This is a genomic window from Microbacterium sp. NPDC058345 (assembly GCF_042723855.1).
Taxonomy (GTDB): Bacteria; Actinomycetota; Actinomycetes; order Actinomycetales; family Microbacteriaceae; genus Microbacterium.
This window is the reverse complement of record NZ_JBHXIG010000002.1, coordinates 159,052-173,141: the sequence shown is the minus strand read 5'-3', so window position 1 is coordinate 173,141 and position 14,090 is coordinate 159,052. Positions and strand designations below refer to the sequence as shown.

16 protein-coding genes and 1 tRNA gene are annotated in these 14,090 nt (G+C 70.1%); 6 read left to right on the top strand and 11 right to left on the bottom strand.

The features are described 5' to 3' along the window. The first annotated feature begins 72 nt into the window (after positions 1–72). Both ACFWH5_RS08430 and ACFWH5_RS08425 read left to right on the top strand, forming a co-directional pair. Positions 73–543 (top strand): carboxymuconolactone decarboxylase family protein, encoded by a 471-nt coding sequence (locus ACFWH5_RS08430; protein WP_378833939.1) that lies wholly within the window; start codon positions 73–75, stop codon positions 541–543. After that, a complete protein-coding gene (locus ACFWH5_RS08425) occupies positions 540–896 on the top strand; it encodes a GNAT family N-acetyltransferase (RefSeq protein WP_378833937.1) in 357 nt (118 codons plus the stop codon). The genes ACFWH5_RS08430 and ACFWH5_RS08425 overlap by 4 nt, the downstream gene beginning before the upstream one ends. A gap of 39 nt (positions 897–935) precedes the next feature. On the opposite strand, the gene ACFWH5_RS08420 is transcribed toward ACFWH5_RS08425, so the two are convergent. Then, positions 936–1,931 (bottom strand): pirin family protein, encoded by a 996-nt coding sequence (locus ACFWH5_RS08420; protein ID WP_378833936.1) that lies wholly within the window; start codon positions 1,929–1,931, stop codon positions 936–938. A 127-nt stretch (positions 1,932–2,058) separates the two neighbouring features. On the opposite strand from ACFWH5_RS08420, the gene ACFWH5_RS08415 reads away from it, so the two are divergent. Next, positions 2,059–2,571 carry an O-acetyl-ADP-ribose deacetylase gene (locus tag ACFWH5_RS08415; RefSeq protein WP_378833933.1) on the top strand — a complete coding sequence of 171 codons (513 nt, stop codon included), beginning with the start codon at positions 2,059–2,061 and terminating at the stop codon, positions 2,569–2,571. Positions 2,572–2,574: 3 nt separating this feature from the next. Here the strand turns inward: ACFWH5_RS08415 and ACFWH5_RS08410 are convergent, their stop codons facing one another. After that, positions 2,575–2,925 (bottom strand): hypothetical protein, encoded by a 351-nt coding sequence (locus ACFWH5_RS08410; RefSeq protein WP_378833931.1) that lies wholly within the window; start codon positions 2,923–2,925, stop codon positions 2,575–2,577. 265 nt (positions 2,926–3,190) lie between these two features. Here ACFWH5_RS08410 and ACFWH5_RS08405 point away from each other — a divergent pair, with 265 nt between their 5' ends. Genes ACFWH5_RS08405 through ACFWH5_RS08395 form a run of 3 tightly spaced genes read left to right on the top strand, consistent with a single transcriptional unit; the run spans position 3,191 to position 4,779 of the window. Further along, positions 3,191–3,499 carry a hypothetical protein gene (locus ACFWH5_RS08405; protein ID WP_378833929.1) on the top strand — a complete coding sequence of 103 codons (309 nt, stop codon included), beginning with the start codon at positions 3,191–3,193 and terminating at the stop codon, positions 3,497–3,499. Between the two features lie 4 nt (positions 3,500–3,503). After that, on the top strand, positions 3,504–4,238 hold the full coding sequence (locus tag ACFWH5_RS08400) for a hypothetical protein (protein ID WP_378833928.1): 735 nt from the start codon (positions 3,504–3,506) through the stop codon (positions 4,236–4,238). 34 nt (positions 4,239–4,272) lie between these two features. Beyond that, a complete protein-coding gene (locus ACFWH5_RS08395; RefSeq protein ID WP_378833926.1) occupies positions 4,273–4,779 on the top strand; it encodes a metallophosphoesterase family protein in 507 nt (168 codons plus the stop codon). A 52-nt stretch (positions 4,780–4,831) separates the two neighbouring features. Here ACFWH5_RS08395 and ACFWH5_RS08390 read toward each other — a convergent pair whose 3' ends face one another. The 9 genes from ACFWH5_RS08390 to ACFWH5_RS08350 form a co-directional block, all read right to left on the bottom strand. Beyond that, on the bottom strand, positions 4,832–5,287 hold the full coding sequence (locus ACFWH5_RS08390; RefSeq protein WP_378833924.1) for a GAF domain-containing protein: 456 nt from the start codon (positions 5,285–5,287) through the stop codon (positions 4,832–4,834). Positions 5,288–5,434: 147 nt separating this feature from the next. Further along, positions 5,435–5,506 (bottom strand) — tRNA-Gln (locus ACFWH5_RS08385). A 91-nt stretch (positions 5,507–5,597) separates the two neighbouring features. Next, complete coding sequence (gene gltX / locus ACFWH5_RS08380) at positions 5,598–7,109, bottom strand: glutamate--tRNA ligase (protein WP_378833922.1); 1,512 nt, start codon at positions 7,107–7,109, stop codon at positions 5,598–5,600. Between the two features lie 35 nt (positions 7,110–7,144). Further along, positions 7,145–7,912 (bottom strand): class I SAM-dependent methyltransferase, encoded by a 768-nt coding sequence (locus tag ACFWH5_RS08375; protein WP_378833920.1) that lies wholly within the window; start codon positions 7,910–7,912, stop codon positions 7,145–7,147. Next, the gene (locus ACFWH5_RS08370; protein ID WP_378834789.1) at positions 7,909–9,159 is read right to left on the bottom strand and encodes an MFS transporter; all 1,251 of its coding nucleotides are present in this window, start codon (positions 9,157–9,159) and stop codon (positions 7,909–7,911) included. The genes ACFWH5_RS08375 and ACFWH5_RS08370 overlap by 4 nt, the downstream gene beginning before the upstream one ends. Positions 9,160–9,164: 5 nt before the next feature. Further along, complete coding sequence (locus ACFWH5_RS08365) at positions 9,165–9,941, bottom strand: fumarylacetoacetate hydrolase family protein (protein WP_378833917.1); 777 nt, start codon at positions 9,939–9,941, stop codon at positions 9,165–9,167. A 194-nt stretch (positions 9,942–10,135) separates the two neighbouring features. Then, complete coding sequence (locus ACFWH5_RS08360) at positions 10,136–11,239, bottom strand: branched-chain amino acid aminotransferase (RefSeq protein ID WP_378833915.1); 1,104 nt, start codon at positions 11,237–11,239, stop codon at positions 10,136–10,138. Between the two features lie 46 nt (positions 11,240–11,285). Then, the gene (locus ACFWH5_RS08355) at positions 11,286–12,335 is read right to left on the bottom strand and encodes a 3-isopropylmalate dehydrogenase (protein ID WP_378833913.1); all 1,050 of its coding nucleotides are present in this window, start codon (positions 12,333–12,335) and stop codon (positions 11,286–11,288) included. Positions 12,336–12,463: 128 nt separating this feature from the next. Further along, entirely contained in the window at positions 12,464–14,002 is a 1,539-nt protein-coding gene (locus ACFWH5_RS08350; protein ID WP_378833910.1) for an MFS transporter, read from the bottom strand. Between the last annotated feature and the right edge of the window lie 88 nt (positions 14,003–14,090).

The following is a 14,090-nucleotide window of genomic DNA, read 5'->3' as shown; positions in this document are numbered from 1 at the left end:
GGAATGCGCGGATCTCGCTCTAGGTTTGTCGTGAGAGCGCACGTTGCGCCCCGCACGAGCGTGAGGAGAACCATGCGTCCGTATCTGGACAAGTCCGCACCCGGCGTCTGGAAGGCCATCACCGCGTATTCGGCCGTCGTCGCGCAGGAGGCGGAACGCTGCGGTCTGAGCCTGCAGGAATCCGAGTTCATCAAGGTGCGCGCTTCGCAGCTGAACGGCTGCGTCTTCTGCCTCGACCTGCACTCGCGCGAAGCACGCGCGTCCGGCATCCCGCAGCAGAAGCTCGACGTGCTCCCCGCCTGGCGGGAGAGCACGCTGTACACCGAGCGCGAGAAGGCCGTGCTGGCCGTCGCCGAGACCGCCACGCTCATGCCTCTCAGCGAGGAGTCCCGCGCAGACCTCGAAGGCGCGCGCGGCGTGCTGGGCGACGCGGCGTTCGCCGCCGCCGAGTGGGTGGCGGTGACCATCAACGCGTTCAACCGCGTCTCCATCCTCAGCGAACATCCGGTGCGGCCACGCGGCGTGGACGGGAAGACGCTGTGACGGGAGGCGCCGAGCGCTACACGGTGCAGCACGAGCCGGGTCAGTCGCGGTACGTGCTGCTCGACCGAGGGGCAGGCGATGCGGAGGCGAGGGAGATCGGAGAGGAATCGTACGTCGACGTCGGTACGGAGCGGGTGCTCTTTCACACCTTCGTGTCCGACGACTTCGCCGGCCAGGGCCTCGCCTCCGTGCTCGTCCGCGCCGTGGTCGAGGACACGATCTCGTCGGGCCTGCGCATCGCCGCCGTGTGTCCCTATGTGGCGGCGTGGCTGCCGAAGCATCCGGAGTACTCCGCGCACGTCGCGCAGCGCCGCCCCGAGCACGGCGCCGCCGTGCGCGCACGCGTCGGCTGAGACGTCCGAGGCCACCCGAGTGTCCCGCCGTCCACGCGGCTACTCCCGGGGTCGCAGCCGCACCGTCGGCAGCGGCGGCGCCGGCAGCGGATCGCGCTGACCGGCCGCGAACGGACCGAACAGCGGCGGCTTGCCGGCATCCGCGGGGTCAGCGGGCTCGAAACCGAGTTCCGCCTGATAGCGGCGACGATACTCGGCGATCTCGTCGTGGGTGCGACCGATGAAGTTCCACCACATCACGATCTGCTCGCGCAGCGGCACGCCGCCGAGCAGGATCGCCCTGGCTCCCTCGGGGCCGGCTGTCACCCGCATCGTGTCGGCCCCGGTGGGAACGTAGCCGAGCGACCGGTGCTCGACCGTCGTGCCGTTCACCTCCACGTCACCGGTCTCGGCGAGCACCGCGTGCTCGAAATCGCTGCGGACGGCGAAGGTCGCCTCCGCGCCGGGCTGGAAGACGAGTTCCGCGCCGAGAAGATCCGGGGTGCGGGTGACCACCGGAGACGCCGATCCGGCGAGCTCGCCGATGAACACGCGGACCGTGACCCCCGGCAGCTGCACGGGAGCCGGCGCGTAGTGCTCGAAGTGCTTCTCGGTGAAGCGCGTCGCATCCGGCAGGGCGTACCAGAGCTGCACGCCATGCAGCACGTCCGTCTCGGGCGTGCTGATCTCCTGGTGGGTGATGCCGCTGCCGGCGATCATAAGGTTCAGTTCGCCGGGCAGGACGGCCGCGGAGACGCCGTTCGAGTCGAGGTGGTCGATGCGGCCCGTGAACAGCCAGGACACGGTCGCGAGGCCGGTGTGCGGATGGCGGGGAACCTCCATTCCGCCGGTCTCGGCGACGTCGTCGGGTCCGTAATGATCCAGGAAGCACCAGGCCCCCACCAACGAGCGCTGCTTCTGCGGCAGCGTGCGGTAGACGGTCATCGCCCGCACGCCCCCCAGAGGCACCGCGCGCGGCGCGAGCACCTCGACGTCAGTGCACAACCCGCCCGGCTCGAGGACGCTGAGCGGTGGATTCTTCTCCAGATTGGTCATGCGAACGCTCCTCTGCGACGCGTCGAACTGCTCCTGTCAGCGTATCGACCCGGCGACGACCGGAGCAGCCGTCTCAGCGCCGGCTGTGCCGGATGACGCCGAAGGGAATCGCGAGCACACTGGATGCATGACGAATCTGACCGCGGTGCTCGGAGACATCACGAGCCAGGATGTCGACGCGATCGTCAACGCGGCCAACAACGCCATGCGCGGTGGGGGCGGCGTCGACGGTGCCCTCCACCGCGCCGGCGGTCCGGCGATCCTCGCCGACTGCATCGCGCGCTTCCCGCACGGGCTCGCCACTGGCGACGCGGGGTGGACCACCGCGGGGAACCTGCCGGCGCGGTGGGTGATCCACACGGTCGGCCCGAATCACGCCGCCGGCGAGCGGGATCGCGCTCTGCTGCTGTCGTGCTATCGGCGCGCGCTCGACGTCGCAGACGAGCTCGGCGCCCGCTCGCTGGCCTTCCCGCTGATCAGCGCGGGCGTGTACGGGTGGCCGCTGGCGGACGCGATCGATGCCGCCGTCTCCGTGCTCGCACAGACCGGACGCGCCGCGGACGAGATCAGGATCGTCGCGCGCGATGAGGACATCCACCGGCAGCTGCGCGCCCGGCTCGCCCGGTCCACACCCGCATGACGGTCAGCGCTCCGCATCCATCTCGTCGAGGAGATCCCGGAGCGCCTTCTCGATCGTCGCGTGGTCGTACTGCCCGGCGCGACTCTCGCCCGAGATCACGGCGCAGCGGTGCAGCTTGCGAAAGTCGCCGTAGGGGAACTTGCACCGTCCCTTGGTGCCTTCGGTCTCATCCGTGTCCTCACCGAGGTGCCAGCGGGCGAACTCGTCCATGCCGTGCTCGTCGATGAACGCGTTCTCGTCGTCGGTGCTCGGTGCGTGCTCGCTCCAGTCGTCCCGCACGTCGCGCACGACGTCTCCGTCGCGCAGCAACTGACGCGCGTGGGCGAGGGCGTCCTTGTTCAGTCGCACTGTCATCGGTTCTCCTCTCCTGGCCCGGTCGGGGCGATCGTCGTCGGTGAGGATCTCTCGCCGGCCCCATCGCCAGAAGGGGCTGGCCCGATCCGGTACGGCGTGCTACCCGGCAGGACCGTGCGCCCATAGCGCGTCGGAGCGTTCGAATCCAGCCCGTTGAGAATGTGGGTGTCTCCTTCGATCCTGGATGCGTTATAGGAGGCGTGACATGAGAAGGAATGCGCCTGACCCGTCGGCGCCGGGCTCCCGAACCGATCCGACGAGAGTGATGAATCAGCCCGCGCTGCGGACCTCATCCGGAGCGATCTGGCTGATCACGGCGACCGTCTTCACGGCGGTCTGCCTCGTGCCCTTGATAGGCATCGTCATCACCGGCGGAGCCGCGGCATCCGTCGCGCTCATCGCGACCGTGCTGCTGGCCTGCCTGCTGACGGCCATGTTCATCGTGCGTTTCACGATGACGCCGGGCACGCGTCAGCTGCGGTGGCTCGCGGCGAGCATGCTCAGCATGGCAGTCGTGGCCCTGATCGCCATGGTCATCTGCGTGATGATCGTCTGGGCCTCGGTGCAGGGGTGAAGGCATGGACAGCATCCTGTACTTCATCTTCGCGCTGACGTACGCGGTGCTGTTCTTCTGGGCGATCGCGCTCATGGTGTCGCGCGGGCACGTCGTCGTCTCGGATCTGACCGTGCTCCTCGTCGCCGCGCTCGTCTACGACAACGCGGTCCTCGCGCTCGGCGTGATCATCGGTGAGGGTGAGACGCTGCGATTCGCGAACGGCCTCCGCTTCTGGATGCACGCGTTCGTCACACCGCTGCTCGTGCTCGTCGGATGGGATGCGATGACCCGCGCCGGGATCGGCTGGGCGAAGCGCGGATGGGCGGCCGCCACGGCGGCGACGCTGAGTGCCGGGCTGATCGTGTGGCAGCTCACGACGAGCACCGCCCGGATGGAGCTCATCGCGGAAACCGCGTTCGGTGCGATCAGCTACGCGGATGCGAACGCGCCGGAGGGTCCGCCGATCATGGCGCTGATCGTCGTCGCGGTGCTGCTGCTGGCGGGGATCCTGATCTGGGTGCGCCAGAAGTGGCCGTGGCTGGCGATCGCCGCCGTCGTGATGGTCGCCGGCACCGCCGTGCCCCTCCCCGTGCCGAGCGGCGCCGTCACGAACGCGTTCGAGCTGCTGCTGCTGCTCGGCGTCGTCGCGACGATCGGGTTCCAGGACCGCGCGGAGCCCGCGCCTGTCTTGACGGGCACGGGCGGCCGGCCGGTGGCAGAGCGCACGACCGGATCGGATGCCCGGTTGTGGCCCTGATCGGCTTCACGACGGATCGACCGGGGAGGCGGCGATGACGACGACGCTGCTCCTGCTCGCCGACACCCATGTGCCACTGCGCGCACGGCGTCTTCCGGATGCGGTTCTCGAGGCCGTCGACGACGTGGATGTCGTCGTGCATGCCGGCGACTGGGTCGACACCGCGACTCTCGACCTGCTCGAGAACCGCGCTCGGCGGTTGCACGGAGTGCACGGCAACAACGACGGCCCCGGGCTTCGCGCACGGCTGCCCGAGGTCGCTCGATTCCGCGTCGAAGACGTCGAGATCGCCGTCATCCATGAGACGGGGCCGGCGAACGGCCGGGAGCATCGCGCCGACGCCGCGTTCCCCGGGGTCGACCTGCTCGTGTTCGGGCACTCGCACATCCCGTGGGATACGGTCTCGGCCCGCGGGATGCGCCTGCTCAACCCCGGCTCCCCCACCGACCGCCGCCGGCAGCCGCACTGCACGATGATGCTCGCGACGATCGACGGCGCGGCCGTCGACGTCGAGCTTCGCACCCTGGATCGCGAACGCTGAGACGCGGGCGCACGACCCGCGTCACGAACGCGCCTCACCGAGGGCGCGATCATCACCGAGGACGATTCCAAAGAACCGCGGTCTCCTCGCCGATCTCGATGGCGTGGATCCGCTGCCAGTTGCGTCCGCCGCGTCGGAACGTGGCGTGCACCGCGGCGGGAGCGTCAGCGTCCGGCACCGGGTCCCGGAGCCACGCACACTGGCGCACGTGCACGAGGTCGACGTCGTGCGCCCGCGGACCGGCGTCGTACTGCCAGTGTCCGACGAGCCGGCCCAGCCAGAGCATCCCGTCGGCGTCCTTCGTCCAGACGTAGGCGCCGAGCGGCGCCGCGGCGAAGCGTGCGATCCGCCCAGCGAGTCGCTCGTCGTGCTGCGCGCCGCCGGCGGCGACCGCCTCGGCGAGCGAGGAGGGAGGAGAGTCGAGGCGGCCGCCGAGACCGCACAGTCCGAGGGTCAGGGCGCGCTCCACCGCGAGACCGGCCGGGACGTCGTCGGAACGGCTCCTCATGGGCGCGCGGAACACGAGATGCATCCCCGAAACTTACCCGGTGGAGCGTTCCGGTGGCGGACCGGTCGCGGGTCGCGCGGCATCAGGCGCCGCAGAAGCAGGATGCCGGTGCTCCGCGTACTGCGGGCCACCGGCATCTGAAGAGTGCTGGGGTACCTGGACTCGAACCAAGAACAACTGAACCAGAATCAGCCGTGTTGCCAATTACACCATACCCCAAGGGCGAAACCGGAGCCTCGCACCGAGGTTCAAGCTTACCCGACGGTGCGACAGATGGCGAATCCACGCAGGGCGCCCGGGCGTGGCGCTCTCAGCGATCCAGATGCTCGCCCAGCGCCCGCAGCCGACGCAGCGTCTCGTCCTTGCCGAGCAGCTCCATCGACTCGAACAGCGGCGGCGACACACGGCGGCCGGTCAGCGCGACGCGGGGCGGACCGTACGCGACGCGGGGCTTGAGGCCCAGCTCCTCCACCAGCTTCGCGCTCAGCGCCGACTGCACGGCCTCAGCCGTGAACTCCTCGATCGGCTCGACGGCGGCGATGCAGGCATCGAGCACCTCGGTGGCGTTCGCCGGCAGCCCCTTCATCGCGTCGTCTTCATAGGCGACCTGGTCGGTGAAGAGGAATCCGAGCATGCCCGGTGCCTCGCCGAGCAGCTGCATGCGCTCCTGCACCAGCGGCGCCGCGCGGAACGTGAGCACGATCTGCTCATGCGTCGGCTCGCCTTCGCCGTACACTCCGGCGGCCGCGAGGTAGGGCACGAGACGCTCGGCGAAGTCCTTGCCGTCGAGCATCCGGATGTGGTCGCCGTTGATCGACTCCGCCTTCTTCTGGTCGAAGCGGGCGGGGTTCGGGTTGACGTTGACGATGTCGAACGCGGCGATGAACTCCTCGAGCGAGAAGAGGTCACGGTCGGGGCCGATCGACCAGCCGAGCAGGGCGAGATAGTTGAGCAGTCCCTCGTGGATGAAGCCGTGCTCTCGGTGCAGGAACAGATCGGCCTGCGGGTCGCGCTTGGAAAGCTTCTTGTTGCCCGTCTCCCCCAGCACCAGCGGCATGTGCGCGAAGCGCGGCACGAACGTCGTCACGCCGGCCTGGATCAGCGCGTCGTAGAGCGCCAGCTGACGCGCCGTGGACGGCATGAGGTCCTCGCCGCGCAGCACGTGGGTGATGCCCATGAGCGCATCGTCCACGGGGTTCACGAAGGTGTACAGCGGCACGCCGTTCGGACGCACGACCACGAAGTCCGGGAACGATCCGGCGGGGAAGGTGACCTCGCCGCGGATCAGGTCCACGTAGGTGAGGTCCTCGTCCGGCACCCGCAGCCGCAGCGCCGGCTGGCGGCCCTCGGCGCGGAACGCCGCCTTCTGCTCGTCGGTGAGGTCGCGGTCGAAGTTGTCGTAGCCGAGCTGCTTGGCGCGGCCGTTCGCCTCGTTGCGTGCGTCGATCTCCTCCGCCGTGGAGTAGCTCTCGTACAGCGCTCCCGTGGCGATGAGCTTGTCGATCACCTCGCGGTAGACGTCGTGCCGCTGCGACTGCCGGTACGGCGCCTGCGGGCCGCCCACCTCGACGCCCTCGTCCCAGTCGATCTTCAGCCACGTCAGCGCGTCGACCAGCTGGCGGAAGCTCTCCTCGCTGTCGCGTGCCGCATCGGTGTCCTCGATGCGGAACACGAGCTTGCCGCCGTTGTGACGCGCGTACGCCCAGTTGTAGAGCGCCGTGCGCACCATGCCGACGTGCGGCAGGCCGGTCGGCGAGGGGCAGAAGCGCACGCGGACGTCGGATCCGGTCGCGGTGGTGGTGAGGGGGTGCGGAGTAGCCATATCCCCTCGATCCTACCGGGGGCGAATGCGGCGGCTCAGGATGCTGAGGAGCGTCGGTCCACGGCGATCGCGGCCGTCTGGGTGAGAGGTATCCGCCCGTCGCGTGCGCGCTCCGTCGCGACCCGGTCGAAGGCTTCGCGGAACCGGCGCCGATCGGCGTCCGCGAGGCCGCGGTAGAACGCGCCGGCTCCGGCGACGCCGCCCTCCACCGAGTGCCACAGCGTGTCTGTCTCGGGGGACCACGTCCAGGTGAGCTCGGTCACCTCGGGCTGCCATCCCGCTTCGCGCAGCATCCGTTCGAACCCCGGTGCGGTGCGCTCGAAATCCAGGTCGGCGGGAAGCCGGGCCGCGGGCGCGGGCGTGAGGGCGGCGGACGCCGTGACGGCGGACCAGAACGACGAGGGCGAGTGCGACCACGTGGTCGCGATGACCGTCCCGCGGGCGACGCGGCGCAGCTCCGCCGCACCGGCGCGCGGGTCTGCCACGTGGTTCAGCACGAGGTTGGCCACGACGGCGTCGTGGCTCGCGTCGTCGAACGGCAGTTCGGGCAGTGCGGCGTCGACGAGCGACAGGTGCGGATGCCGCCGGCACGCCGCCTCGCGCATACTCTCCTCCGGCTCGCAGGCGGTGACCCGCCATCCGGCGTCCGTCCACGCGGCAGCGAGTGTGCCGTCACCCGCCCCGACGTCGAGCAAGGACCGCCCGGCCGCCGGGCCGAGCAGCTGACGCATCCGCTCGCCCGTTCCCGCGCACAGCCCCGCGTACGACCGTGCGTACGCCTCTCCCGCACCGGCCCAGCTCATGCGCTCCGGGTGATCCGCCCGAGCGGCGAGAGCGCGGTGATCGCCACGACGATGACCAGCGCGATCGCCCCGAGGCCCCCGTAGCCGAACGCGGACAGCACGAGGCCGGCGCCCGCAGCGCCCAGCCCGGCGGTCAGGCTCATCAGTGAGTCGCTGACACCCTGGCGGCGCGGCCGCATCGCCACGGTCGACGATTCGGTCAGCAGCGCGGCCCCGGCGACCGTCGCCGCACTCCATCCGAGACCGAGCAGGATGAGGGCGACCATGACCCCGGCCGGGTGGTGACCGGCGATGATCGCCGTGGCGAGCGACGCGGCCAGCACGACCTGCCCGAGCAGCACCACGCGGATACGCCCCCACCGGTCGGCGAGCACACCGAACAGTGGCGACAGACCGTACATGCCGGCGACATGCATGGCTATCGTGACGCCGACCAGCAGCGTCACCTCCTGCGTGGTGCCGTGACCGCCGTGCGCCATGTGCTTGAGATGGATGGGCGTCATCGCCATGACCGACGCCATCACCGCATGCGAGCCGGAGACGGCGAAGATCGCGTACCGGGCGACCACAGGACGATCGATGTCGGCTCCGAGCACTGCGCTCTTCGAGGATGACCCGGCCAGGCTCATGGCCGTCAGCAGCGGATCGGGTCGAAGCGCGACGACGTACAGCACGAGCGCGATGGCCTGGGCGACGAGCGAGAACAGGTACGAGCCGGTGAGCGGGGGCATACCGATCACAGCGCCGACCTCTTCGCCGATCGGCAGCAGCAGCGGCCCGGTCACGCCGCCGACGGTGGTCGACCAGACGACGATCGACAGATCGCGTCCTCGATGCTCGGGGGCGGCGAGGTCGGTGGCGGCGAAACGCGACTGCAGGTTGCCCGCGTTGCCCATGCCGATCATGATGATGCCGACCAGCAGCAGCGGGAAGAAGCGCACTGCGGCCGCCGTGATGACGACGCCGATCCCCACCAGCGCGAGCAGGTTGCCGGCGGTCAGCGACATGCGCCGTCCACGGTGCGCTGCGAACCGCGCCAGCGGAATGGCGAAGGCTGCGGCCCCCAGCGTGACCGACGCGGTCGCCAGCCCCGACAGCGCATCGTCACCGGAGAGATCGGCGGCGAGCAGGGCGCCGAGCGAGACGGTCGCGCCGAAAGCGATTCCGCCGAGCACCTGGCCGGCCGCGAGGACGCCGACGGTACGGCGCTGTACGGCGCGCAGATCGTCGATCGGCGACGTGATCATCGCGCTCACGCAGCCGGAGCGGCATCGCGCACGGAGTTGCGCAGCACGCCGATTCCGCTGACCTCGACCTCGACGGTGTCGCCGGCCACGATCTCGCCGACGCCCGCCGGAGTGCCGGTCATGATCACATCGCCGGGGAGCAGGGTGAACGCCGCCGAGGCGTAGGCGATGATGTCGGCGACGGAGTGGATCATGTCGGTCAACGGCGCCTGCTGACGCACCTCGCCGTTCACGCGCGTCTCGATCCGCGCGGTGGCGGCGTCGAACTCGGTCTCGATCACGGGGCCCAGCGGGCAGAACGTGTCGAACCCCTTTCCGCGGGTCCACTGCCCGTCCTTGCGCTGCAGGTCACGGGCGGTGACATCGTTGCCGACCGTGTAGCCGAACACGTGATCGAGAGCGTCCTCAGTGCGCACGTTCTTCGCGATCCGGCCGATCACGGCGACCAGCTCGCCCTCGAACTCGGTGCGCTCCGAGATCGGCGGCCGCACGATCGCGTCACCGGTGCCGATGACCGCCGTGTTGGGCTTGAGGAACAGCAGCGGCTCTTCGGGGGCGACGTTGCCGAACTCGGCGGCGTGGTCGTGGTAGTTGCGGCCGACGCAGACCACCTTGGAACGCGGGATCACCGGCGCGAGCAGGGCGGCGTCCGCGACCGGGATGCGCTCGCCGGTGGGCTCGTACCCGGCGAACATCGGATCGCCGTCGAGCACGACCAGCTCGTCGTCATCGAGGATTCCGTACCGGATGCCGTCCTTGTGGTTGAATCGCGCGATCTTCACCCGACCAGCCTAGCCAGCATCCGGCGGGTTCGACTGCCGAGGTCCCGTTTGCCGAGCATCCTCTCCGTGTCCGGAAACGAGCGTGTGCCGGCCCGCCGCATCCGCGATGTTCCCGACGCAGACATGGTCGTGTCCGGGTTGCTGCGGGCGCGTCGTGCACACACCCGCCGCAATCCGGACACGACGACCGGGCTTCAGGCGTCGAGGCGCACGAGCCAGCCGTGCTTGTCCTCGCGTCGGCCGTACTGGATGTCGGTGAGCTCCTCACGCAGCGACAGGGCCAGCTCGCCGATGGGCTGCTCGTCCTCGAAGTCCTCCGACACGAGTGCGCCGATCGGGGTGACCACGGCGGCTGTGCCGCAGGCGAACACCTCGACGATGTCGCCGGAGGCGACGCCGTCGCGCCACTCCTGCAGCGAGACGGCGCGACGCTCGACGGTCAGGCCGCGGTCCTCGGCCAGCTGCAGCAGGGAGTCGCGCGTGATGCCCTCGAGGATCGAGTCGGACTCCGGAGTGACGATGCGACCGTCCTTGTAGACGAACACGACGTTCATGCCGCCGAGCTCCTCGACGTTGCGGTCGGCGTCGAGGAAGACGACCTGGTCGCAGCCCTTCTCGTACGCCTCCGACTGCGGCAGCAGGCTCGAGGCGTAGTTGCCGCCGGTCTTGGCCGCGCCGGTGCCGCCCTTGCCGGCACGCGCGTAGTTCTCGCTCAGCCAGATACGCACCGGCTTCACGCCGCCGGTGAAGTACGCGCCCGCGGGGCTCGCGATGAGGTAGTACGCCACCTTCTTGGCCGGACGCACACCCAGGAACGCCTCCTTGGCGAACATGAACGGCCTCAGGTACAGGCTCTGATCGGCGCCAGACGGCACCCAGTCGCCGTCGACGGCGATCAGCTCACGCAGCGACTGCAGGAAGTACTCGGTCGGCAGCTCGGGCAGCGCGAGCCGGCGGCCGCTGTTCTGCAGCCGGGCCGCGTTGCGGTCGGGACGGAAGGTGTGGATCGATCCGTCGGCGTGCCGGTAGGCCTTGATGCCCTCGAAGATCTCCTGCCCGTAGTGCAGCACCGCGGCCGCGGGGTCGAGGGAGATCGGCCCGTACGGCTGCACGCGCGGGCGGTGCCATCCGCCTCTCTCCGACCAGCAGACGTCGACCATGTGGTCGGTGAAGCTGGTGCCGAAGCCGGGGTTCTGGAGGATCTCGTCGCGCTGGGCGGGGCTCTTCGCGGCGAGGTTCTTGGTCACCGCGAAGGTGAGCTCCGCGGTGGCAGGACGGGTGGTGGCGGTGTCGGTCATGTGTGTCCTCGATCGGGTGCGGCGGCGATGCGCGCGTACGGAAAGATTACGCCTGCAGCCGGGCGATCACGGCGTCGCCGGTCTCGCTGGTGCTGCGGCTGCCCTCGCGGGCGGCGATGTCCTGCTCGACCGCGTGCTGCACGCGTACGGCCTCGTCGTGCAGACCGAGGTGATCGAGCAGCAGTGCGACGGAGAGGATCGCCGCCGTCGGATCCGCCTTCTGCTGCCCTGCGATGTCCGGCGCCGAGCCGTGCACGGGCTCGAACATCGAGGGGAAGGCACCGTCGGGGTTGATGTTGCCCGACGCGGCGAGGCCGATGCCACCGGTGACGGCGCCGGCCAGATCCGTGAGGATGTCCCCGAAGAGGTTGTCGGTGACGATCACGTCGAAGCGAGAGGGGTCTGTCACGAGGAAGATCGTGGCCGCATCGACGTGCAGGTAGTCTACGGCCACGTCGGGGTGCTCGGATGCCACCTGGTCGACGACCCGCTTCCAGATGCCGCCCGCGTGCACCAGCACGTTGGTCTTGTGCACCAGGGTGAGCGTGCGTCGACGGCGCTCGGCCAGGGCGAACGCGTAGCGCACGACGCGCTCCACGCCGAAAGCGGTGTTGACGCTGGTCTCGTTGGCGATCTCGTGCGGGGTGCCCTTGCGGATGCTGCCGCCGTTGCCGACGTACGGTCCCTCGGTTCCCTCGCGCACGACGACGAAGTCGATCTCACCCGGGTCGGCCAGCGGGCCGGTGGCGCCGGGGAACAGCTTCGACGGCCGCAGATTCACGTAGTGGTCGAGCTCGAAGCGCAGCCTGAGCAGCAGTCCCCGCTCGATGTTCGCGTCCTTGAGCCGGGGGTCGCCCGGCTGCCCGCCGACGGCGCCGAGCAGGATGGCGTCGTGCGCGCGGATCGCGTCGAGGTCGGCATCCGTGAGCGTGTCACCGGTCTCGAGGAACCGGGCCGCGCCGAGCGAGAACGACGTCTTCTCGAAGCTCACGTCGCCGCCCGCGGTGACGGCGTCGAGCACGCGCTCCGCCTGGGCGATGACCTCGGGGCCGATCCCGTCACCCGGGATGACGGCCAGCTTCACGACACGCGACATGACACTCCTCTCGCCCCGGCCGACGGTGCCGCAGGCGCTTCCCCACCAGCGTAGCGGCGCTGCGCGGAGGCGTTCCGCGTGTGTCTCCGCCCGGCCGCCCGTCGCCTCGGCCGCCTGCGGGGCGTCCGTCAGCGACGCGCGCCGCGCGGGCGCAGTGTGACCGCCGCGATCGTTCCGGCCACGACCACCAGCAGGGCGCCGATCAGCGACGTGACCATGACCCCCGACTCGAACGCGGCCACCGCCGCCTCCCAGAGGCTGGCGCCCAGCGCAGCGGGCAGGTCGTGCGCGGCGGCGTACGCCCCCGCGAGGGTTTCGCGAGCGACATCGCCTGCGGCATCGGGGACGCCGTCGGGCAGCACCAGTGCACCGCGGTAGAAGGCGGTGATGAGTCCGCCGAGGATGGCCGTGCCCAGCACCGCCCCGAGCTCGTAGGCCGTCTCCGAGACGGCACTCGCGGCGCCGGCCTTCTCCGGCGGCGCACTGGAGAGGATCAGCTCGTTCGAGATGGTCTCGGCAGCGCCGATGCCGATGCCGAGCACGACGAACGCCACGACGAGCGGCAGCAGGCCGTGGTCTCGCGACGAGAACGCCACCAGCAGGTATCCGATCAGCGAGAACACCAGGGCCGACGGCACCAGCCGATGCGGGGCGACGCGGCGCGAGATCGGCACGACGGCCAGGCCGGAGACGATCATCATGAGCATCCCCGGCACCAGCGCGAACCCGGCGACCATCGGCGAGAGCCCGATCACGAGCTGCAGGTGCTGCGAGACGAAGTACAGGAAGCCGACCAGGGCGACGACGCTGAGCAGGTTCACCAGGATCGCGCCGGAGAAGGCGCCTCGGCGGAACAGAGCCATGTCGAGCATCGGGATGTCCGCGCGCAGCTGACGCCGCACGAACAGCACCCCCATCGCGACGCCGAACAGTGCGCCGATCAGAGCCGGCGCCGTCGGCCCGTCGACCGCGAAGCTCTTGATCGCGAAGACCACGGGCACCATGGCCGCCATCGACAGCAGGATGCTGATCGGGTCGATGCGACCGGGGTTCGGGTCGCGGCTCTCCGGCACGAGCAGCGGCGCGGCGATGAGCAGCGGGATGAGCACGGGCACGGCGAGCAGGAACACCGAGCCCCAGGCGAAGTGCTCGAGCAGGAACCCGCCCACGATCGGGCCGAGCGCCGAGCCGGCCGAGAACGCCGCGGCCCAGACGGCGATCGCGAAGCGCCGCTGGTCGCGGTTGCGGAAGATCGAGCGCAGCAGCGACAGTGTCGACGGCATGAGCATGGCCCCGAAGAATCCGAGTAGGGCCCGCGCGGCGATCAGCAGTCCGGCGGTGGGGGCGAACGCGGCCAGCGCCGACACCGCGGCGAACCCGGTGGCACCGATCAGCAGCATCCGGCGACGCCCGAACCGGTCGCCCAGCGCCCCCATGGTGACCAGCAGCCCGGCGAGCACCAGCGGATAGACGTCGATGATCCATAGCTGCTCGGCGCCGCTCGGCGCCAGGGCGAGGGAGATCTCGGGCAGCGCGAAGCTGAGCACCGTGTTGTCGACCGACACGAGCAGCACGGGCAGCATCAGCACGAAGAGCGCCGCCCACCCGCGGCCGCCGGCACGCGGGCCGTCGACGCGGCTGATGTCGATGGATGCCGTGGCAGGCATGATTCCTCCGTTACTAAACCGTCTAGCTGGTACAGTAACAGGAACGCCTGATCGGATGCTGTGCATCCGTGCCCTTCGACCCGAGGAG